Origin of the sequence: Actinopolyspora mzabensis (assembly GCF_900101095.1) — a bacterium.
GTDB lineage: Bacteria > Actinomycetota > Actinomycetes > Mycobacteriales > Pseudonocardiaceae > Actinopolyspora > Actinopolyspora mzabensis.
The window spans coordinates 302,812-324,832 of the sequence record NZ_FNFM01000003.1 but is presented as its reverse complement, the minus strand read 5'-3'; the positions used below and the strand labels follow the sequence as shown (position 1 = coordinate 324,832).

The 22,021-nt window shown below is 65.0% G+C and carries 16 protein-coding genes; 6 read left to right on the top strand and 10 right to left on the bottom strand.

The features are described 5' to 3' along the window. Positions 1-49 precede the first annotated feature (49 nt). The gene (locus BLR41_RS06570) at positions 50-1,915 is read right to left on the bottom strand and encodes a glycoside hydrolase family 3 protein (RefSeq protein WP_245693937.1); all 1,866 of its coding nucleotides are present in this window, start codon (positions 1,913-1,915) and stop codon (positions 50-52) included. 322 nt (positions 1,916-2,237) lie between these two features. Here BLR41_RS06570 and BLR41_RS23405 point away from each other — a divergent pair, with 322 nt between their 5' ends. Both BLR41_RS23405 and BLR41_RS23400 read left to right on the top strand, forming a co-directional pair. Further along, positions 2,238-2,414, top strand: a complete 177-nt coding sequence (locus tag BLR41_RS23405; protein ID WP_245693936.1) for a hypothetical protein — start codon at positions 2,238-2,240, stop codon at positions 2,412-2,414. 109 nt (positions 2,415-2,523) lie between these two features. After that, entirely contained in the window at positions 2,524-2,787 is a 264-nt protein-coding gene (locus BLR41_RS23400) for a GNAT family N-acetyltransferase (RefSeq protein WP_245693935.1), read from the top strand. 492 nt (positions 2,788-3,279) lie between these two features. Here BLR41_RS23400 and BLR41_RS06560 read toward each other — a convergent pair whose 3' ends face one another. Continuing rightward, positions 3,280-3,843 carry a TetR family transcriptional regulator gene (locus BLR41_RS06560; protein ID WP_092627073.1) on the bottom strand — a complete coding sequence of 188 codons (564 nt, stop codon included), beginning with the start codon at positions 3,841-3,843 and terminating at the stop codon, positions 3,280-3,282. A gap of 83 nt (positions 3,844-3,926) precedes the next feature. Here BLR41_RS06560 and BLR41_RS06555 point away from each other — a divergent pair, with 83 nt between their 5' ends. Then, positions 3,927-4,850, top strand: a complete 924-nt coding sequence (locus tag BLR41_RS06555; RefSeq protein ID WP_092627072.1) for an SDR family oxidoreductase — start codon at positions 3,927-3,929, stop codon at positions 4,848-4,850. 85 nt (positions 4,851-4,935) lie between these two features. Here BLR41_RS06555 and BLR41_RS23825 read toward each other — a convergent pair whose 3' ends face one another. From BLR41_RS23825 to BLR41_RS06540, 3 genes are read right to left on the bottom strand one after another with little or no spacing between them, the layout of a single operon-like run. Next, positions 4,936-5,829 carry a substrate-binding domain-containing protein gene (locus BLR41_RS23825; RefSeq protein WP_342745334.1) on the bottom strand — a complete coding sequence of 298 codons (894 nt, stop codon included), beginning with the start codon at positions 5,827-5,829 and terminating at the stop codon, positions 4,936-4,938. After that, a complete protein-coding gene (locus BLR41_RS23385) occupies positions 5,826-6,080 on the bottom strand; it encodes a hypothetical protein (protein WP_342745333.1) in 255 nt (84 codons plus the stop codon). The genes BLR41_RS23825 and BLR41_RS23385 overlap by 4 nt, the downstream gene beginning before the upstream one ends. Before the next feature lie 7 nt (positions 6,081-6,087). Further along, the gene (locus BLR41_RS06540) at positions 6,088-6,777 is read right to left on the bottom strand and encodes a GH12 family glycosyl hydrolase domain-containing protein (RefSeq protein WP_092627071.1); all 690 of its coding nucleotides are present in this window, start codon (positions 6,775-6,777) and stop codon (positions 6,088-6,090) included. Between the two features lie 429 nt (positions 6,778-7,206). On the opposite strand from BLR41_RS06540, the gene BLR41_RS06535 reads away from it, so the two are divergent. After that, complete coding sequence (locus BLR41_RS06535) at positions 7,207-10,209, top strand: glycoside hydrolase family 3 C-terminal domain-containing protein (protein WP_092627235.1); 3,003 nt, start codon at positions 7,207-7,209, stop codon at positions 10,207-10,209. 348 nt (positions 10,210-10,557) lie between these two features. Continuing rightward, on the top strand, positions 10,558-11,562 hold the full coding sequence (locus BLR41_RS06530) for a LacI family DNA-binding transcriptional regulator (protein ID WP_092627234.1): 1,005 nt from the start codon (positions 10,558-10,560) through the stop codon (positions 11,560-11,562). Positions 11,563-11,619: 57 nt separating this feature from the next. Here the strand turns inward: BLR41_RS06530 and BLR41_RS06525 are convergent, their stop codons facing one another. Further along, complete coding sequence (locus BLR41_RS06525) at positions 11,620-12,246, bottom strand: hypothetical protein (protein ID WP_143013015.1); 627 nt, start codon at positions 12,244-12,246, stop codon at positions 11,620-11,622. Positions 12,247-13,705: 1,459 nt separating this feature from the next. Between BLR41_RS06525 and BLR41_RS06515 the strand changes: the two genes are divergently transcribed. Continuing rightward, the gene (locus BLR41_RS06515) at positions 13,706-14,311 is read left to right on the top strand and encodes a response regulator transcription factor (RefSeq protein WP_092627069.1); all 606 of its coding nucleotides are present in this window, start codon (positions 13,706-13,708) and stop codon (positions 14,309-14,311) included. A gap of 355 nt (positions 14,312-14,666) precedes the next feature. On the opposite strand, the gene BLR41_RS22785 is transcribed toward BLR41_RS06515, so the two are convergent. The 4 genes from BLR41_RS22785 to BLR41_RS06500 are packed head-to-tail and all read right to left on the bottom strand — an operon-like array spanning position 14,667 to position 21,702. After that, the gene (locus tag BLR41_RS22785) at positions 14,667-14,843 is read right to left on the bottom strand and encodes a DUF6222 family protein (protein ID WP_176797852.1); all 177 of its coding nucleotides are present in this window, start codon (positions 14,841-14,843) and stop codon (positions 14,667-14,669) included. Then, a complete protein-coding gene (locus tag BLR41_RS06510) occupies positions 14,840-15,418 on the bottom strand; it encodes a flavin reductase family protein (protein ID WP_092627233.1) in 579 nt (192 codons plus the stop codon). Before BLR41_RS06510 ends, BLR41_RS22785 begins: the two co-directional genes overlap by 4 nt. 24 nt (positions 15,419-15,442) lie before the next feature. Then, on the bottom strand, positions 15,443-15,877 hold the full coding sequence (locus tag BLR41_RS06505) for an acyl-CoA thioesterase (protein WP_092627068.1): 435 nt from the start codon (positions 15,875-15,877) through the stop codon (positions 15,443-15,445). Next, positions 15,874-21,702, bottom strand: coding sequence for a type I polyketide synthase (locus BLR41_RS06500; protein WP_092627232.1), 5,829 nt, complete (start codon positions 21,700-21,702; stop codon positions 15,874-15,876). The genes BLR41_RS06505 and BLR41_RS06500 overlap by 4 nt, the downstream gene beginning before the upstream one ends. Positions 21,703-22,021: the final 319 nt, after the last annotated feature.

Sequence of the window (22,021 nt, the reverse complement as noted above, 5' to 3'; positions counted from 1 at the left end):
GGCCCGGAGCTGGACCATCGGGCCGGAACGCCGGGCCGCTCACGGGCAGCTAGTCGCGATAACTGAGCCCGTAGCCGTAGGGATATAGCGGATCCTTACCGTCCCCCCGGTTGATCGGTTGCTGCTCGAACGAGCGCATCCAGGTCATCGGAAGTTTGCCCGTGGGGTTGTGCTTGCCGAACAGCACGTCGGCCACCCCGCCCCCTTGGGTGCCGGGGAGCCAGGAGGCCAGCAGCGCGTCCCAGTTACCGACTTCGGACGCGATGTCCATCGGACGCCCCGAGGCGAGCACCACGATCACGGGCACGCCGGAGGAGCGCAGCTTGGCGATGGTGTTCAGGTCCTCCTGGGAGAGTTCGAGCCCGTTGGGGCGGTCTCCCTGGTACTCGGCGTAGGGCTTCTCCCCCACGACCGCGATGGCAGCGTCGTAACTACCGTCGATTCCGTCACCGTGGCGGTTGTAAGTTACCGAGGAGTCCGAAACCTCGCGAATCCCTTCCAGGATCGTGGTGCCCTCGGTGATGTCACCGCTTGATCCCTGCCAGGAGATGGTCCAACCGCCACTCTGGTTCCCGATGTCGTCGGCGTTGGAACCGGCCACGAAGAGCTTGTCCGTTCCCGATGACAGCGGCAGCACGCCCTCGTTCTTGAGCAGCACCTGCGATTCGCGGACCGCTTGCCGTGCCAGTTCACGGTGCTCGGTACTTCCCACCGTCGACAGCAGATCGCGCTGAGCGTACGGGTGCTCGAACAACCGGAGCTGGAACTTCTTGGTCAGCACACGACGGGTGGCATCGTTGATGCGCTGCATCGGAATGCGTCCGGACTCCACTTCCTGCCGCAGGTGGCCCAGGAACTTCTCGTGGTCCTTGGACAGCATGATCATGTCCAGGCCCGCGTTGACGGAACGCCGCACCTCGGCTGCCGTGAGCGTGCTGTCGTTGCCGTCGAGCTGGTGAATCGCGTTGTAATCGGACAGCACGAGGCCGTCGAAACCGAGTTCACCCTTGAGTACGTCGTTGATCAGGTACTCGTGCTCGTGCAGCTTGTCGCCGTTCCAGCTGCTGTAGGAAACCATGACCGATCCCACATCGCGTTCGATGGCTTCGCGGAACGGCTGGAGATGGATCCGACGCAGTTCCTGTTCGCTGAGCTGGGTGTTCCCCTGGTCGGTTCCACCGGTCGTTCCACCGTCACCCACGTAGTGCTTGGCCGTGGCCATGATCGAGGTCGGGTCCCCACCCAGCGTGGCTCCCTGATATCCGGAGATCTCGCTGCTCATCGCCGAGGCCAGTTCCGGGGTCTCCCCGAAGGACTCGTAGGTCCTGCCCCAGCGGTCGTCCCGAGCCACGCACAGGCACGGTGAGAACGTCCAGTCGATGCCCGTGGCCGCCACCTCTTCGGCGGTCGCGGCGCCGATCCGGCGCACCAGCTCGGGATTGCGCGTGGCACCGAGGCCGACGTTGTGCGGAAAGATCGTGGCTCCCCGCACGTTGTTGTGACCGTGCACGGCATCGACGCCGTACAGAATCGGAATGCCCAGCGGAGTGTCGAGCGCGGCGCTCTGATACCGGTCGTACATGTCGGCCCAGGCCTCGGGCGTGTTGGGGCTCGGCGCGGAGCCGCCCCCGCTGAGCACGGAGCCGATCCGGAGTTCGGCAACCTCGGCGGGACTGGCCGCGTCCCGCGTGATCTGAACCATCTGTCCCAGTTTGTCCTGTAAGGACATGCGTGACATCAGCTCGTCCACCCGCTCCGTCACGGACGGCCGCGGATGGTGCGGGTGATGATCGTGGTGCTGCGTGGTGTGCGCCGCGGCGGGGGCAAGTGCGCCGGTCAGCAGCGTGACCACGGCCATGCCCGCCACGGCGGGCAGCGATCGCCGGAGTCGGCGACCGGTCGCTCGATGCGACATGGAGGCTCCTCACAGGAACGTGAACGATGCAGTTCGTACGCTCGTAGCATGCTTGTGAGCGCTCCCGATACCAATCCGCTGCTCGGCGGCATCGGTACTGCTCCATCCGGAGCTCGAGTTCGAGGAACATCGGCGCGAAGTTGGCCCGTGTGCCGTCCACGGATGGTGCCGACGACCACGGCCGTTTCGGAACCGCCCTTCCATCCTGCCGCTGACCAGCGTGGACGGACCGGAAGGGTAACCAGCGCCTCGCGTAGCATCGAGATCCTGGTATTCGTGTGACCAGGTCCGGCCCAGGTATTAACCTCCGGTCATAGCAGCATTGCAGTTCCCCGGCCCTCCGCTCGCCGATGAGGTCGTCGCGTTGCGCCCTTGGCGTCGTTCCGACCTGTCACAGTGGTTCGACGGCTTCTCCGAACTGTTGTGCCTGCGCTTTTCCTGGCCGCTCGTCGAACCGCTCACCGAAGCGCACGTCGTCGAGAACTTCGAAGCACAGTAGGAAACGCGGCTTCGCGGGGAGGTGCTCAACTTCGCTCTGGTCGACGCGGCCGACCTCGACCACGTCCGGGGCGGAGCGTTGGTGTACGACGTCGACCTCGAGCAGTCTCGTGCAACGGTCGGCTACTGGCTCGGGAGGGACGCGCGGGCGCGGTGCGGCCACGCGGACACTGCGGCTGCTGGCGCGCTGGGTGTTCGATCACCTCACCCTCGCCCGCTTGGAGCTGACCTGCGCGCCAGACAACACCGCGTCCCAGCGCGTCGCCGAGCGATGCGGGTTCGTGCGCGAGGGCGTGCTGCGCTCGCACATGTGCTTCCAGGGTGGGCGCCGCGACAGCGTGATGTCCAGTCTGCTGCCGGGCGAGCTGGAATAGCTGCCGCGGAGGGTGTTCCCCACGGGTTCGGGCGCGATGCGAGCGAGCACCGACGTCGACTGCTTCGCCGGACCAGTCGGACCGTTGAAACGCGGCCACGACACCGGCGCCGAGTCGGATGCGTCCGTCGCGAATTCGCACGACTACAGGGTTCGTGCTTGCGGGTTTCGTCGGTGGGTGGTGGGGAGCTGTCTGATACGGCGCGCCGCGTCGATCTGCTGCCGATGGACGAGCTTCAACGCCACCTCGGCGGAGAGCATGTCAACCTCTGACGCCCCGCACGCACGCCAACGTGGCTGTACCGAACGCGTCGTGGGGCGGGGGAGCTGAAGTCTTGGGGAACGCCCCACGGGCCGGTACGGCGGTAGCCGCCGAACTCGACGTCGATGAACAGAGTCCTCCGGCCATGCTCGACGAGCACGGGCAAGCGAGGCGCGCAGGCGGCCTGCGCGCAGACCCTGGCCTCAGTGTCGGATTCCGTAGACCGGGTCTTCAGATGGCGATGACCTTGCGCAACTCATCGACGCCCGACAGGACGTGCGACTCGAGATCGTGGCCGTCCGCGTCGGCGAGCCACTGGGCGAAGCCGAACCGAAATGCGGCTACTCCGGCTGCAGCGGCGAGAGCGGCCTGTGGCTCGGATACTCCTCGGTCGCTGAGCGCCTGCGTCATTGCCGTGCTCAACTTCGCGATCTTGGCCAGCTCGCGTTCCTGCAAGTCCGGGTGCGCGTCGATCACGCCCTGGCGAGCTTGGGCCAGAGCGCGTCGCTCGTCGAACCACGTGGTGCTCGCCCCGAACGCGGTGACGACGGCCTCGAGCGGCGCCAGGTCAGGTGGCGCTGCGATCAGGGCGTCGACAACCAGGGCGATGAAGCGGTCCTGACTGGCGAAGAGCACTTCGCGCTTGTCAGCGAAGTACCGGAAGAAGGTGCGCTCGGTCAAGCCCGCGGCCACGGCGATCTCGGCGACGGTGGTCTGGTCGTAGCCCCGGTCGGCGATCAGCTCCAGCGCGGCGCGTTGCAAGCGCTCCTCGGCATCCGGTTGCCAACGACCCATACCCGCAGTCTAGTGATGACAGTCGCTGACATGAAGCGTAGGGTCATGTCAGTCTCTGACATAATCTGCTGGAAGGGATCCCCATGCACGTATTCGTCACCGGAGCCTCGGGCTGGGTCGGCTCCGCCGTCGTCCCCGAACTCGTTGCCGCTGGAAACCAGGTCACCGGCCTCGCCCGCTCGAAGGCCTCGGCGGCCGCCGTCACGGCTGCGGGTGCCACGCCGGTCCGCGGCACCCTCAACGATCCCGACGTGCTGCGCGACGCGGCCGCAGCGTCCGACGCCGTGATCCACCTCGCTTTCCCCGTCGACCTCGCCTACGCCGGGCGGATGGACGACGCCGTCGCTTCCGATGTGGCCACGATCCAGACCCTGGGCAAGGCACTTCCCACCGGCGGCACCATCGCAACCGCCACCGGCACTGTTGGACTCGCGCGAAACGGCGTCCCGGCCACCGAGCGAGATCGTCCCGCGGTGGACACTCTGATCGCCGCGCGACAGCCCTCGGATGACGCCGCACTCGCCCTCACCGAGCGAGGGCTGCGTCCCTCGGTGCTGCGTCTGGCCCCGATCAACCACGGCGAAGGCGACCACGGGTTCATCCCGACCCTCATTCGGATAGCCCGCGAGAAGGGCTTCTCGGGGTACCCCGGCGACGGTTCGGCCCGCTGGTCGGCAGTGCACGTCCGGGACACTGCCAGGCTCTTCCGTTTGGCAACCGAGCTCGGGGCGACCGGATATCTGCACGCGGTGGCCGAGGAGGGCATACCGCTGCGCGAGATCGCCCAGGCCATCGGTCGTCACCTCGATCTCCCGGTGCGTCCGGTGCCGATGGGGCTGGTCGACGAGCACTTCGGGATCCTCGGGATGTTCCTCAAGTCCGACACCCCGGTCTCGAGCGCCCACACCCGAGAGGTCATCGACTGGGTCCCCACCCAGCCAGGCCTGTTCGAGGAAATCGAAAAAGGTCACTACTTTGTTCCAAACTTGACCAGCACCGGCTTCTGACACGGCGCAAGCACACCAGAGACGGCTCACCAGCGACCGTGCTCGTCGGTACAGAACCGCTCCAGGTCACGCCGGATACGACCCCTCACCGAGCGGGAGGTGTTCGCAACCTGCCGATCGTGCTCTGCCTGGCGACCAGTTCCGGTCGGATGACGACGCGCGTGGCGGTCTCAGCGGGGCTGTTGATCCGCTGCAGCAGCACGTCCATGCTGCGCCGCCCCACCGCGTCGAAGTTCTGCCGGACCGTGGTCAGCGGCGGGGTGAAATAGGCGGAGTCGGGACTGTCGTCGAATCCGGCCACCAGCACGTCCGCCGGTACGCGCACACCGCGTTCGTGAAAGGCGTGAAGCACCCCAGCGCCATCTGGTCGTTGGCGACGAACACGGCACCCACGTCGGAACGCTTGGCCAGGAGTTGTCCGTTGACGTGGCCGGAAGCGGGACTCCAGGCGCCACGAAGCACGTCGGGAGGATCGATACCCGCCCCCTCCAACTCGGACCTCCACCCCGTGACCCGGCCCTGGCCTCCAGCCAGTCGTCCGGGCCCGAGACGTGCCGGGCCCTGCCGGTTCCGCACACCGGAGTCCACCGAGTCGAACACGATTCGCGGCTCCTGCCTGCAGAAGTAGGCGTGGTAGGCATCGGTGGTCGCCTCGAAGAACGGCGCCAGCTCCACCTCTCCGATCAGGAAGTGCAGTGGTTTGTCCGGCAATTCGCTCAACGCTGGCGACAGATCCCCGGACAGCCGCGCCGTGTCGTACAACGTGAGCCGGAGGAATTCGGAACGTTCGTCCCGCGCGCAGTTGGAACGGAAGTTCCACGTCGACAGCGTCGCCGCTTCGCCACTCCCGCGAGAGGACGGCGTAGCCCCGCTCACTGGCCTCGACCGGTTGACGGGCCCCGTTGATCCGGACGGCGAAACCGGGGCCCACCAATTCCGAAACGCGCAAGTGCAGTTCGAACCGTGCCGAACCGGTCACCCGTAACCTGCTGTGCTGCTCGTACGAAAACTCGCTACCTGCTCGATCGTCACTTCCCTGGAGCTCCACCGCAGTGTCGAAGGCAGGTAGAGGTTCACGTAGAGCGCGCTTCGATCCTCACGTGCGAAATAGACCGAGTCCTGGTACTTCGTCGCGTTTTCCAGACCCGTCCCCTCACAACACGTGGTGCCGTTCTTGGGAGTGAAGTCGCGGCTCGCTCCGGGGCCGAGTCCGACGAAGTCGGTGGTCAACGGTTTCTCAGCCGGACGTCACCGAGTAGTCATTGGTTACGAGATCCAGTCCATCGCTGGAGCTGGTGATCTCGAAACCGAACTGGACCTCGCCGACCGAGGCCTGGGCCTCGAGCCATCCCCGTTCGACGATCCAGGACATCACCGAGTCGATGTCCACGGTGGCCGCGGTCGTATCCGCCTGCCGGACGAAGGAGAACACCTCGTTGGAGCCATTGGATCCCCGGTGCACGTTCCAGGTGTGGCCGCCGACGTCCACGGTGGCCACCCGGGAACCGATCGGTCCCACGGCACCGTGTTGATTCATCCAGAGCATGATCTCGTAGCTGTGGTCGTCGACCCAGATGTCGTAGGCGGTGGCATACGCCCCGGAGTTCGGGACCGTTACGTCGAATTCGCTGGTCAGGTTGCCGAGATCACTGACGGGGGTGTTGATGGCCCTGGCCGAGTGCGGATAGGACTTGACCCCGCCGGTATCGGGATGGTCGGCCCACACTCCCCAGTTTCCGTGGGAGTTCGCCCAGATCGACTGGGGGCCCACTCCGCTTCCCCACACGTTGTTGCGCACGGTGTAGGCACCGTCGGACCAGGTGGCGTACTTGGCCGAGGAGTCCCACGCGGCGGCATGGGCGGTGGTGGTCAGGCCGAGGGTGGCGAGAACGGCCACACACGTGACGGCCACTCGGGACAGTCGCATGCTGTTTCTCCAGTGCTGTCGCCGGTTGTCGTTTCGGGCGCGAAGGCGACGCACGACCGCGGCGATCACGGAAGGCAGGGGTCCGAAGATATGTCCCGGCCCGGGATGTAGCGGAGTTCTCTCACTGACTACGAACCATTTCGCGCGGTAGTGCTGTCGGAGCGTCCGTCGATAACCTCAACAGTGCGGATCGTCGAAGCGCATCGATTGATCCAACAGAAACGACGCTAGTTCAGTATGGCGCATCGCACAAGACAGCACTCGGGAAGCATTTGGAGGAAAGGCGCATTCCTGCAAAAAGAGCTGTTGACCTGCAGGCGTCTTGGTGCCACAGTTCCCGTCATCGTTTTTGTCGTGTAAGCGAAGTCGCCGAAAACAATCGAATCGATTCGATTCATGTTCGACACTTTCGGGAAGTGGGTTGCGTCCATGCGTTCCGTTCCGCCCCATCTGCTCTCCCGCCGCCGTGTGTTGTCCCTGGCCGCCGGTCTCGCCGCCGGATCGGCGTTGGCAGGGGGTGACGCACCCGGTGTCTCTGCCGAGCCGGTCGGCACATCCGGGTTCCGTGACTCCGCCCTCGCCCGAGGAACACGGATCGAGGACCTGTTGGGCAGGCTGACTCTCGACGAGAAGATCGCCATGCTGCATCAGTACCAGCCGGCCGTTCCCCGGCTGGGCATCGCGGCGTTCAAAACCGGGACCGAGGCGCTGCACGGTCTCGCCTGGTCCAACGACAAAGCGGCGGACGGTGCGGTGGTCACCGCGACTGCCACGGTGTTCCCCCAGGCCATCGGGCTGGCCAGCACGTGGGATCCCGAACTGATCGAACGTGTCGGTGCGGCCGTCGGCACCGAAGCCCGGGGATACCACGCCGAGTCCCCCGAGATCTGGGGGCTGCAACTGTGGGCGCCGACGGTGAACCTGCTGCGCGATCCGAGATGGGGCCGCAACGAGGAGGGGTATTCCGAGGACCCACACCTCACCGGTGCGATCTCCACCGCCTACGGGCGCGGTCTCCAGGGTGATGATCCCGATCGGATACGCGCCGCACCGGTACTCAAGCACTACCTGGCCAACAACAACGAGGTGCATCGGCACACCACCTCGTCGATGCTGCCGCCACGGGTCAGACACGAGTACTACGAGGCCGCTTTCCGGCAGACCCTGTCGGCGGACGCCGCCACCGGGGTGATGTCTGCCTACAACCTGGTCAACGGCAGGCCGATGACCGTCCACCACGACATCGACGAGGTGGTGCGGGGCTGGGCACGGCGAACACTGTGCAACGTCACCGACGCGGGCGGGCCGAACAACCTCACCGGTGCGCAGGACTACTACCCGACCCAGCCGGAGGCCGACGCGGCGATCCTGCAGGCCGGACTGGACAGTTTCACCGTCGACGGCACCGATTCCGGCAAGACCATTACCGCGATCAAGATCGCACTCGAACGAAAGCTGCTCACCGAGAACGACGTGGACGAGGCCGTCCGTCACATACTGGACCTGCGCTTCCGGCTCGGCGAGTTCGATCCGCACGGGGGGCCCTACGGCCGGATCGACAAACGAGTCGTGGACAGCCCCGCCCATCGGGCGTTGGCCAGAACAACCGCGACCGAGGCGATCGTGCTGCTGAAGAACGACCGGGACGCGTTACCACTGGACCGGCGTCGAGTGCGGCGCGTCGCGGTGATCGGCCAGCTCAGCGAGACCCTCTACACCGACTGGTACTCCGCTGATCTGCCCTACGAGGTGACTCCGCTCAGCGGCATCACCGCCGCGCTCGGACCGAACACCACCCTCTCCTCGACCGAAGGGGTCGACAGGATCGCGCTGCGAACGCCGAACGGGAGCTACGTGACCGCCACGAGTGGCGAGGAGCCACTGGTGGTCACCTCGGGACCCGACGCGGCGACTCGGTTCGACGTGTTCGGTTGGGGCGAGGGGATCGTGACACTGCGCGCGGTGTCCAACGGCAAGTACGTCTCCTTCGGCGCGAACAGCACCCTGGTCAACGACGCCGAGCAGCCCAACGGCTGGTACGTGCGGCAGCAGTTCGAGCTGATCGACCACGACGGGGGCTGTGTGCTGCGGTACGCGGGCAACGACACCGGGGAGTCGTGGTTCGGGGACAGTACCTACGTCGTCGTCGACGGCGAGGGGCGGTTGCGTGTCACCGCCTCCTCACCGAGTGCCGCGACCACCTTCACCCGCGAAGTGGTGCGCAGCGGGAGCGAGGCCGCGGTCGAAGCCGCCACCGGCGCCGACGTGGCGATCGTCGTGGCGGGCAGCATGCCGTTCATCAACGGACGGGAGAACGACGACCGGCAGGACATGAATCTGGCTCCGACACAGCAAGCGGTGCTGGAACGGGTGCACCGGGCCAATCCCAGCACCGTGCTGGTGCTGCAGAACAGCTATCCCACCACGATCACCTGGGCGCAGGACAACGTGCCCGCGATCGTGTGGACCACGCACGCCGGTGCGGAAACGGGCAACGCGCTGGCCGACGTGCTCTTCGGCGCGGCCAACCCCGCCGGGCGGCTCACCCAGACCTGGCCTCGCTCCGCCGACGACCTCGCCGACATCCTCGACTACGACATCGTCAAGGCCGAACGCACCTACCAGTACTCCACCGCGACACCGCTGTATCCCTTCGGGCACGGCCTGTCCTACACCTCCTTCGAGTACACCTCGGCCCGCACGAGTACCCCGTTGATCCACTCCGACGGCGAGGTCGGCGTCAGCGTCACGATCGGCAACACCGGCCGACGAGCCGGCGACGAGGTGGTGCAGCTGTACACGCACCAGCGGGAGTCCCGTGATCCGCAGCCGCGGAAACGGTTGCGTGCCTTCCGCAGAGTCAGCCTGGCAGCGGGCGAGCGCCGGACCGTGACTTTCACACTACGTGCCGCCGATCTCGCGCATTGGGACGTCACCAGGGAGAAGTGGGTGGTCGAAGCGGCGAAGCACGATCTGATGCTCGGTGCTTCCAGCACCGATGTCCGCAGGCGACTCACACTGCGGGTGCTGGGCGAGACCATCCCGCCGCGGGATCCGTACCGGTGGACGAGAGCGGTCAATTTCGACGACTATTCGAACATCACGCTCACCGAACGGACGAAACAACGCGACACCACGGTCACCGCCTCGGATGAAGGGGGCTGGATCCACTTCCGCGACGTCGACCTCGCGGGGGGCGCGAGCGCGATCACCGCGCTGGTGGCCAATGACTCCGCGAGCACCGCGCGCGTGCGCGTACGACTGGGCGGTCCGACGGGGAGGCGGATCGGGAGTTTGCGCGTTCCGGCCACCGGCGGCGAACACGCCTACCGGACGGTGCGGTCCCGGCTGGCGCGGGTACACGGCCGCCACGATCTCTACCTCGTTTTCGAAGGTGGGGCCCGTCTCGCCGAGTTCCGACTGGAGAGGTAGCCACTACGCGGCGGGGGTTTCCTCGAGCCGTGGTGCTCAGGTGCGCGGGGACTCGACCACCACCGCGCCGGCTGTTCACACTCGGCGGTTGGTGCGCTCGGCGCGATTTCGCGCGGGGCCGAGCCGTCCACGGGTGAACCGCTTCGATCCGCACCGACGAACCGCATGAGGACGAAGGCGTGCACCTCGAGCGAAGTACGATCCCGGGGAGCGGTGTTGCCAGCCAGGTTCTTCCGCCGAGCGCCACTGTCGCCGAGCGACAGCGCCGTCGGGGTGCGAGCCGGACCGGCGGTACCGCTCGGCACGGTATCGTTCGATGCGGTTCGACGCACCACACCGGAGGACGAGATGGTCTCCATCGCCGACGTGGCCCGGGACGCGGGGGTTTCCTCCAGCACCGTCTCCTACGTGCTGTCCGGGAAGCGCTCGATCTCCTCGGAGACGCAGCGCAGGGTGGAGGCAAGCATCCACCGGCTCGGGTATCACCCCCACGCCGGGGCCCGTGCGCTGGCCAGCAGCCGCACCAGTGTGCTGGCGCTGATCATGCCGCTGCGCGCCGACATAGACGTTCCGGTTCTGATGGGTTTCGTCAACTCGGTGGTCACCACCGCGCGGAACTACGACTACGACGTGTTGCTGCTGACCAACGACGAGGGACCTGCCGGGTTGCGGCGGGTCGCTGATTCGGCGATGGCCGACGCGCTGCTGCTGATGGACGTCGAGGAGGAGGATCCTCGGGTGCGGGTGTTGCAGTCGTTGTCCTGTCCGGGTGTGTTGATCGGGCTCCCCAACGATCCGGGTGATTTGTCCTGCGTGGATCTGGATTTCTCGGCCGCGGCGAAACGGTGCGTGCGTCACCTGGCCGATCTCGGGCACGAACGAGTCGCCTTGGTCGGGCCCTCCCCCGTGGTCTACGAACGTGGCACCAGCTTCGCGGGTCGGTTCCTACGGGGATTCACCGCGGCCGCGCGGGAACGCGGAGTGCACGCCACCAGCCGGGCGTGCGTGCCTTCCTATGAGGGCGTGCGCGACTGCCTCGACAGGATTCTCACGGACCAGCCGGAGCTGACGGGTCTGGTGGTGCACAACGAAGCGGTAATCGCACCCTTGCTGTCCGAACTGCACAGCCGCGACATGCGGATTCCGGAGGACATCTCGGTGGTGGCTGTCACCCCCGACGAGATGGCCGCGAACCGCCCCGTGCCGCTGACCACGGTGCCGCTTCCTTCCGAAGACATCGGAAGGAGCGCCGTGGAGATGACGATGCGTGAACTCCAAGGGGTGCGCTCTCCCGAGATTCGACTGCTGTCACCCCGGCTCACTCCCGCCCGAAGCACCGCGCGACGAGTTTGACCGACGGAACCGGTCGGCGGACGGTCGGAAAGGCCGCCCGCCGAGGTGATTCGTCGCTTATGCCGCTTCGGACGCCTGCCAGTGGGTGAGATACTTCGAGACTTCACCCGCGATACCGATGTCGAGATCGTTGCGGTTGGTATTCGTCCGTAGCCGTATCGGTTTGCCACGCCGAACATCCAGCACCATCGGTGTGGCGCCGGGAAGCACCTCGTTTCGACTGCGTTCGAGAATCCGCAGCACCGGAGCGGTGTCCTGCGACGTCAGTTCCGGTTCCTTGAAGTACGGCAAGACCAGTTCGGCGGTCCCGTCGGGATAGCGCAGCCCGAACACGGTCTGGTTGGAGATCCTCACCTCCAGCTCGTCCCACTGCCAGGAGTAGGAATCCACCGGCAACCCGACTGGTCTGCTTCTTTGGTGCCAACGGCGAAATCCGTCCTCGAGCTCACGGAAGTGCGGCAGCTGATACCTGTTGGCATTCGTCACCACCTCGCTTATCACGTGTCCGGTGTCCGGACTGCTGACAGCCCGCCGTATCCCCGCTCGAAACGGCTGGTAGAACAACCATGCTTTGCTGTTGTGGTCGAGGTACATGAGTCGTTGCCTGCGAACCATCCGCACCGAGTCCTGCGAACGGCTGCACACGAAGTCGAGAAACGCGCCGAGGCCCACTCTTGCGGTCAAGTTGGCTCCCAACTACCGAAGTCAGAGCAACGTTTGTCGTGGTGAGGTGAACACTGTTACTGCCAGTTGACGACTGGGCAAGTACTCCATATTCCGTACGCGGTCCGCTGGAATTCCGTTTTGGTTACCGTGCTCGGCTGGGTAACTGCCCGAGGTCGATTATAGCATCGTACTGTGCTACGAGGCACTCTCGTGATACGTACCATTGGCAAGAATTACTTGGATGCGTCTTCCGTCCACTCGCAACGGCGATTCGAGAAGTACTTGTAAGTATTATCCTCTCGGGGCGGCAACCTGTACTCCTTCGTTGCCGGATTCACCACGTTGTCCAGCACGGCGGCCTCCGCGACCGGATTCGGACTCCTTGTCGGTGGTGAGTAGTTTCGAGTTCATGACTCAGTCGCTTGCTCTCCGGTTGGACGACCTCACCGGCCATGTGAAAGCAACCGCACGCGACCGCTTCCCGGAAGGCGATGAAGGAGTTGCTGGAATGCTCTTGGCGGAGGGGACCATCCTCACCAGCGCTGCCCCGACCGGGTTCAACCCCAGTGCTGAGGTGCGTCACGAGACCGGTGCCTCCTGCGGGGCACTCAAGCAGCACAAGACCGTCTTGGCATCAGTATGCCTCCGCTGCGAGACACACTCCCGGTCCGTCGTCCTGAGCCCCTGCGGCGTCTGCTTGGAGGGGCTGGCCGGGCACGGATCAGGGGGACTGGTCGTGTTCCCACAGCCGACGAGCCGACCGAGGTGTCCTGGGTAAGACTGCAAGACGCCCATCCCTACTACTGGCGCAGGATCTTCACCGAAGACACACCGGTTGGTAACCAACAACGCCGCATGACGCAGCCACCCAGTGGAGAGGCACGGCTGAGAACCGGCTCATCGCCCCGGAAAGGAGCCCTGTACCGAGTGCCTGCGGCGTTCGCCTCCGTCTTCGATCCTGCCCGCGCTCATATCGCCGACACGTTCGACGACGCACGACTGCACAGCGCATATCTGCGCGGAAGCATTCCTCGTAGCCGCCACCGAATCGTCACGGTGAAAACGTGGGTACCCCCACGACCGAACTTGTGCACGCAAGGCAAGCTCCCGCCGAAACAGCAAGCCCAACCGCGGTGCTGCACGACACCGACGAGTGCACGACCACCCATTCCATCGAGCGGTGCTCCGTGTCCCGCCCGACCGTCCACCGCGCGCTCTGGCGCGACCAGTCGTCATGGGGCAGGTTGACGCTCTGTCCGATCACAGACCCAACCGCCTCGCCGACCGACGCTCGACGAGTACGAAGGCGACCTCGAACAGGTCTTCCCGCAACTTCCGTTCGTCGTATCATGACCGAACTCCACGCTCTTACGCCCAGGCAGACGAGGCCGTACGAGATGCTTATGCTCCATTCGTATGAAGCATCGAGATGCACAGCGGGGGAAAATATACGGCGACGTTAGAGTGAGGAGGCCGGTTGATCAGAGTGCTGCTAGCCGAGGATATGCACATGGTACGTGGAGCGCTCGGAGTGCTGCTGAGTCTCGAACCCGACATCGAAGTCGCCGCCGAGGTCGCCACCGGTGACGAGATCATGCCCCAGGCGAAACAACACTGTCCCGACGTGGCCATCCTCGACATCAGCCTTCCCGGCAAGGACGGCATCACCGTCGCCACCGAGCTGCACTCCGAACTGCCCGACTGCCGAACTCTCATACTGACGAACCTGGGTACGCCCGCGACCATTCGTCGTGCCCTGGCCAACCACGTCGACGGTTTCATGCTCAAGGACGCTCCTGCGGACAAACTCGCGACCTCGGTGCGCGAGGTCGCGGTTGGAAGACGAGCGATCGAAACCGAGTTGGCGCTGAAGGCATGGGACACCGAGGAGTGCCCCTTGACTCAACGGGAACTGCAAATTCTTCGGTTGACCTCCGCTGGGCACGACCCAGGCGAGATCGCCGCCTCGCTGTATCTGTCCGCGGGAACCGTGCGCAACTACCTCACCGCAGCGGTCACCAAGCTCAACGCACGCAACCGTTTGCACGCGGTTCGCATCGCGACCGACTCGGAATGGCTCTGATCTCCTGGCAAGGAGAGACGCGGGAGCGAGCAGATCCGGCGGTCCTCCCAGACCGCACCGGTGGAGCGGGAACACGCGGCGCAGACGACGATCGGGCTCTCAATCGTATCCCAGTACGATATGCGATTCGGTCACCTCTCCCCACGCTGGACATACCTCGGATGCTGCAGTGCAGTCCGCATCGTACGAACAACTTCTCCCGCAATGTGGGGCTGTCTCCTCAGCGGACTGGTCTCGATCGTTCATCGTTGCTCCAGGTGACTGCTTGCTCCGGGCTCCTCGCGGATGGCCTCCTTCACACCGGTGATCACTCGTTCATCGGGACAAGTCCACCGGACGTACACGGGACCGCCACTCAGGCGATGTTTCGTTCTCGTTCCTCTCGCTCCATTTCGGCAAGAATGTCGCTCCAGCGAATCCCGCGAGCCAGGCGCCTGGCCGGTTCGGTGAAGCCCCCTGGCATCAGGAATCCGTTGCCGTTCCGCGTGTACGCCATGCGTTCTTCCTCGGAACGGCTGCACTCCTCGCTCATCGTTTTTCCTCTCGCCTCTTCGTCTTTATGTCGTAGTAATCTCCGCCGCAGAAAAGGAGAGCACCGGAGTCCGCGCCACAACCTGAACCGAGTACGCTACCGAGGAATATGGAGTGGTCCCCTGCCTCGTGGACATCGGCCAACTCGCATTCCAGCCAGGCCAGTGAACCGTCGAGCAGTGGAGCCCCGGTGAACGGGCCGTCCTTCCACCCCACACCTTCGAACTGCCGCCATCCGGCCGGCCTCGTCCTGTCAGCGAAGTACCGGGCCAGTTCCCGTTGATCGTCGGCCAGCACGGATACACCGAACGAGCAGGAGGCTGCTATGCTGGCGTGCATTCTGGCCGTCCGGGATACGCAGCACAGCACCAACGGCGGGTCGAGCGATACGGAGTTGAAGGAGTTTGCCGTCATTCCGTGCGCCCTGCTTCCGCCCGCGGTCAGCACGGTGACACCCGTGGCGAAGCGGGACATCACGGCACGCAGCGAAGTCGGATCATCCCTGGAGCGGGGATGCGGCGAAGTCGGCGTGATCCGCACGTCTCGCCCGGTCGGTGCGTGATTCTCGCTGAACATGTGATCCACTCCGTTCCTGCTGCTTCAGGGCGCTTCATAGGAGGTGAGAGCCGCCCGCAGCTCGGCGGGAACGCGTGTGGGAACAGTGTTCGAATTCGGGCCACGCATGCAGGCGATGCGTTGCCGCCCCCTGGCCACGAGGCTCTCGTTCACCTCTCCGAGCCTTACGTAGTCGAAAACGAACTGTATCTGTGTCTGGGTTATCTCCTCGAGCTGCATGCGTATGGAGAGCTCTTCGAAAGCGGTGATTTCGGCGAAGAACTCGCACTCGGTTTTGAGCGTGAAGAGCTTCAGGTCGTCACGTAGTTCCGCAAGAAGCCCCGGAGCCTTCTCCCGGAGGAACATCTCGCGGCACCGACCCTGCCAGCGCAGGTAATTCACATAGTATACATTGCCGACCAGGTTGGTTTCCTCGAATCCAATGACGTGCCTGATCTCGTAGTAGTCCGACTTATTCATTCTCTGCCTTCCAGGAAAGCGAACACTACCGGACCTTCGCGGCCCTCGACGTTCGTCACGAAGGTGGCTATTCGGGATCCACCCGCCGAAAACAGCACCCACTCGGGCGTGTGTACCCGTTCGAGCACAAGTGCTTTCGTCATCGAGCCGTTCTTTCGCAGGCATTCCAGTGCGCTCCATATCCGAGTGCCGGCTACCGCGGGAGGTTCTGCGCATTCGCGCGTCACCAGGTCATGAAGCCCCATCAAGCCGGGACCGAGGAGACCGGTCCAGTCATCGACCGTTCGTTCCACGACCTGTTCGACGTCGCACCCGACCGGCTCGGAGCTCACCGCAGCAAGCGTCAGCCCCGCACCGTGCGAGGCGGATACCTCGGCGTCCGGAACCTCCGGTCTGCCGTCCGGTCTGTGGTTCAACCGGACCGGGCGACCGAGTGCACGACTCACGGCAAGCTCGGTTTGCGACCGCCTGCGGACGTCGGGGTGTGACGATTCCTCCGGGTCCGGTTCCACCACGATCGCGCGGTTGCCACCCAGCACATTCTCGAGGAAGCGCTCGAGATACGGCCCCAGCATGGGTGGCACCCAGGGGCCGCGGCCGTCGTTCCTGCGGACGGCGCGGAGTCTCAGTCCCTCCCATCGTTCCACTGCCTTGCCGGACGTGGTGCGGACCATCAGGTCGTAGACGTAGCTGTCGCCGTCCTGAAATAGCTCGCTCGCGTCGAGCACGAGTGGTCCGGAGTCCTGGTCGATCTGACCCGCGGGGTAGAGCCGTTCGACACGTTCGGGAAGCAGCGTCGCGTCGGGGACGCAACACTGGAGCGCGTGCATCAGCGTGTCCCTCGTCCCCGGATCACCCAGCAGCAGTTCCTGCGGCAGGAACGGTGCGAACCAGGAGCTCTCGCCACGCGTGTCGATATCCGCCACGGCATGCCTGGCTGCCGAGCGATGGTATCCGAGCAACCGTTGGAAGCGTTTGCCCTGGAACAGCAATCCACCATAGAGCTCCGAGGCCGGATCCACGGCGACAAGCGGTAGCTCCGGTCGTGGTTCGACGGCTGCAGCTGGGATACTCGGGCTGGGAAAACGTACCCGAGCACGGAAATGATCGGCCCCGAATCCGGTCTCCGAAGTTCGCAGGACCACATCGACTGTGCCGGGATCCCGCACGAGTGCAGCGACGCGAATCGTGTTCGTGTCCGTCGGGGTGACCACGACCGGGCGCAGGAACTCGACTCCTTCCAGGAGTGGCGCGTCGGTACGTCCCGCGAGTGCCGCGGCGACCTGCGTCATCGCCTCCACGCCGAGCACGGCGGGAAACAGAAACTGGCCGTCCAGTTCGTGATCACGTAGATACGGATCGTTGTTGCTCGACAGGTCCGCCTCGGTGATGAGCTCGACACCCGGATAATGCACCGCGATCCGCTCCACGAACCGCGTCAGCGGGAGCTCTGGTCTCCGTATCGGCAACGTGCTCATGCCGCCCATCCGGCCACAGATCACCATAACCGGATTCGTCGGCGAACTGTTCAACGCGCGCCGCAACAGATCGATGCCGTCCCGTGTCGACACCGGGGTGATTCCTGTTTGGCTGAGTCCTTCGACGACGCCGAGACGTTCACCCATCCCGGTGCCCGACCACACGGACCACTCCATCGCGATCGCACGAACATGCGGATTCTCCGCCTGGAAACGTCGAGTCAGCTCACTCATCCAGTCGTTCGCCGTCGCGTAGTGAGCTTCGCCACGCAGCCCCGCTCGTCCGATGATGCTGCCAAAGGTGACCAACAGTTTGAGGCCGCTCGTCCCGACAGTTCGCAGCACCGACTCCAGCCCTCGCACCTTGGGAAGCAGGGCTTTCCGGAATTCCTCCCCGGTGAGCGTGGAGAGTGCTGCGGGCGCGTTGTACCCCGCTCCGTGCATGACTGCTGTCACCGGACCGAGTTCCTGCTGGAGTTCACCGACAGCAGCACGGACCTGTTCTTCGTCACTCACATCGGCGCGCTGGTAGCGGTACTCGACCCCGGCCTCGGTCAGTCGCTTCAGATTGGCGGTGAGATCAGCGTCCTGCTCCGGTTCGGCGCGTCCGACCAGCGCGAGCCGTGCACCGGAATCCTTCGCCGCGGCAAGTGCGCATTCGGCGGTGATTCCCTTACCGCCACCGGTTACCAGCAGGACGTCCGTCTCGTCGAGTAGTAGCTGCTCGTGGGGCTCGGAGTCGGTTACCGCGATCAGTTCCGGCACCCGACGTCTTCCGGCGGAGTCGTAACTGACTTCTGCGAATTCCGTGGTGGCGGCGACCTCTCGCACTACCTGGTCCACGTGGGTGTCGATGTCTCCCGCCGAGGTGACGTCGGCGAGTTCCACGATCGTGGTCTTGATCGAGGGGTGTTCCAGCACCAGGGTCTTGGCCATCCCGGATGCCCCGAGTCCCTGCTGCACCACCACGAATCGAGTGCCGTTCGTCGTGGCGCGTGCTGCCGCCAGGAACAGTTCGACATGTTGCTCATCGCAGTCGGGAGGCAGGCACAGCAAGACGCCGGCCCCGACGTTCGCAGAGCTGAGTGCGCGTTCCAGCGGTTTCGCGAGCGGATGGTTCTCGGTGGTGAAGACCGTCCACTCCCCCGGTTCGCCGACGCCCCCCGGCGCCGGAGCGGGCTCGTCCACATACTCAACGGCGAAGGGAGTGACCCAGGACGCCACTCCGGAGACCTCACCCACGGCTGGGCGGTCGCCGTCCGCCGCGGATTCGGCGATGCCGTCGATCATCTCGGCCAGTTCGCCCAACCGTGCCGTGGCGAAGCTCGGCACCGATTCGACGAGGGACCTGTCCGTTGCCCTGGCCACCTCGTTGACCAGCTGTCCGACGGTGATGGAGCTCAAATGCAGATCATCCAGCGGATGAGTGTCGGTACCGATCGCTTCCAACGGCAGTTCGGCACGTTCGGCGGCCAGTTCACGAAGCAGCTGGAGAGTTCCTCCTGGCTCGGTCATCTCACCCGGTGGGGCACCCGGGGTGGTACTCGTCCTGGTGTGGCTGTCCTGCTCGTCCCGCTCGGTTCTCGCAGGTTCACGGTCGACCAACCCGTCGGGCAGCTCCTGTACAAGCTCGCATGGGTTCGTCAGGAACTCCGGATCGGAATCGATCGACAGCGGGCGAACCACACGGTCTTCGAACAATGCGGCGGTGTTCACCTGCTGTCCGCATACGAAGGCCGCGGCGACAACGCCGAGAAGACCGGACAGCGAGTCGCTGTCGGTACTCATCGACACTGTCTCGGTGTTCGGTGCGATCTCTCGAGCCAGAGTGCCCAGCACTCTGCCCGGGCCGACCTCGATGAGCAGATCGCAGTTGTGCGAGCCCTGTTCGACTGCTTGTTGGAACCGCACCGGGCTGGTGATCTGTTCCCGCAGCAATCGGCGCAAATCCTGCCCGGGACGCAGCCTCTCACCGGTAACGGTCGAGAAGACTGTTCCGCGTGGTTCGAGGAACTCGAAATGAGCCAGCCGGTCGTCGAGCACGGCGGCAGCGGGTTCGACCAGTGGTGAGTGGAACGCGTGTGAGACGTTGAGGCTGCTCGTCTGCACCCCTCGTGCGGCAGCGGTCGCGCACACTTCCTCGATCTCGTTCGTGCCGCCTGCGAGAACGGTTTGTCGTGGCCCGTTGTACCCCGCGATGACGACGTTCGTGCCGATGAGGAAACGTTGTGCCTCCTTCGGTGAGCAGGACAGTCCCGCCATCGTCCCCTCGGCCTGGCTCTCAGCGGCCATGACCGCGCCACGAATCGTCGCCAGCCGGACCAGCTGCTGCTGGTCCAAGGCTCCGCCCCAGTGCAGAGCCGTCAGCTCCCCGAGGCTGTGTCCGACCGCCCCGTCCGCTTCGATCCCGAGCTTGTGCAGCACGCGCAGCCCGGCGAGTGAGTTCGTCACGATGAGCGGCTGCGCGACCTCGGTCGCCACATTGTCCTGTGCCGCTGGCAGATCTGCGGTGGCGAAGACGGACTCCGCTTCCGGGAAGCGTCGTCTCAGCGCTCCGGCAGTACCGCCACCGGTTCCTTGACCGGGAAATAGGTACGTGATGCGGGGTTCTGTCTCGCTGTTTCCGAGAAAGACCCCCTCGCGCTGGTCGAATGAACTCTCCGCGCCGTTGTCGAGTGCCTCTCGCAACCTGTCGAGCGCTCGTGCGGCATCGTCGGGTCCGGAAACGACAGCGGCGGCGCGTTGTGGACCTCCCGACAGCTCCCGCGAGAGTTCGGCAGCCATGTCCGCAACTTCCGCGTACGAAAGCCGTGTCGCCAGCCGAGCACATCGCGCGACTCGTTCTCGCAGCTCGTCGCGAGTTTCCGCATCGAACATCAGGATCTCGCGATCCTGCCTACCGGTGACCGCACGCGATGTCCGGAGATCAGGAGAAGCGACACGTCGTACTCCGGCTTCTCCCTCCAAGGTGACGTGCGTGTTGATGCCCCCGAATCCCATGGCTGATACGCCAGCGCGTACCGGAGCCCCCGCGGTCCATGTCCCCACCTCGCTCGGCACGTATACCGAGGAGTCGCCGTGCAGGGCCGAATGAGCGTTCCGGTGTCCGGTGGCCGGGGGGATCACCTGGTGAAACACGGCGAGACTCGCCTTGATCAGTCCTGCTGCTCCCGCGGCGGCCTTGGTGTGTCCGAAGTTGCCCTTGATCGTGCTCAGTGCCGCGGGTGCCGCGGTGGGATCGTCCTCGTCGCGTGCCGAGGACAACGCTTCGATCTCGGTGGCGTCGCCGACCGCTGTACCTGTGCCGTGACCCTCGAAATAGCCAACCGTTCCGGGGCCGTAACCGGCTCGTTGGTAAGCGCGCCGCAGTGCGAGTCGATGTCCCGCCGCTTCCGGACGGGTGATGCCGCCCTTGCCGTCGGAGGACACTCCCCAGCCCGTTATCGATGCGTAGATCCGACACCCGCGCGCCAGGGCGTCCCGATGGCGCATGAGAACGAGCACGCCCGACCCCTCACCAGGCCAGAAACCGTTGGAGTCACGGTCGTAGACCTTCATCTCGTTGCTGGCGAGCGCGCCGGTTTTGGCGAAGCCGATCATCTCGAACGGATCGATGGAGAGATCTACTCCGCCGGCGAGCACGACGTCCAGGTCGCCCTCGACCAGGGCATTGGCTCCGGTTGCCACGGAGAGCAAGGAGGAGGAGCAAGCTCCGTCCACGGTGTAGCCACCACCGTGCAGGTCGAAGTGGTTGCAGATTCTTCCCGCGATCGTGTTCGAGAGCCCCCCGGCGAGAGAGTCCTCGTTGATCGCGGGGAACGGAGCCTTGTAGCGCTCTTCGAGGTCTCGGAGGAGATCAGCGATCTCGTGGTCGTCCCAGCCTTTCGAGGTCAACGAGTCCGCGACGGTCCGACGGACGTAGGGCCACCTCAGCCGCAGGGTGTTGGCAGCTCGCGAGAACTCACCGGTCAGGCTGTTGCCCAGTACGACTCCGGTCGATTCACGTGGCAGCCCCGATCCGTTTCCGAACCCCGCATCCCTCAGCGCCCGTGCTGTCACCTCGAGTGCGAGCCAGTGCGTTAGGTCCGTGGCGCGGTAGGTACTTCCCGCCACTTTGTAGTGCACGCGATCGAACTCGAAATCACGTAGCACGGCGGCGTACTCCGTGTAGAACCGATCCGGCGCTTCGGGGGCCGGTGACCAGTAATCGCTGCGATTTAAACGTTCGTCGGGTATCCGCCGGAAGGCTCGCCTTCCGGCTAGCACGTTCTCCCAGAGTTCATCCGGAGATTCGGCGTCGGGGTAACAGAGACCGATTCCGACGATCGCGATCCGTTCGCTTCCCATCGACTGCCTTCCGTCGTGCACGCCTGTCCACATCAATCGTCATATCTATTTCCGCGGTGTCGCGCCAACAGCACGGCCACTGAGCCGTGTGCTGCTCAGAATGCACCGGAAAGGTGATTCGGTCTTCTTCGGAGGTGTCCAGTTTCCCCGGCACCGAAGAACGGAAGTGTTCGGTACGGAATCGGAATCGACACACGACGTTTCACCGTCCGGTTGCTCTGCTCACGGCAGGCTGCCCGGTCGGGCTCGGCGGGTCAGAGTCCCGAGGTCATCCACGAAACTGCGGTGAGCGAAGTGACGGTAACCAGAACCACCCCCT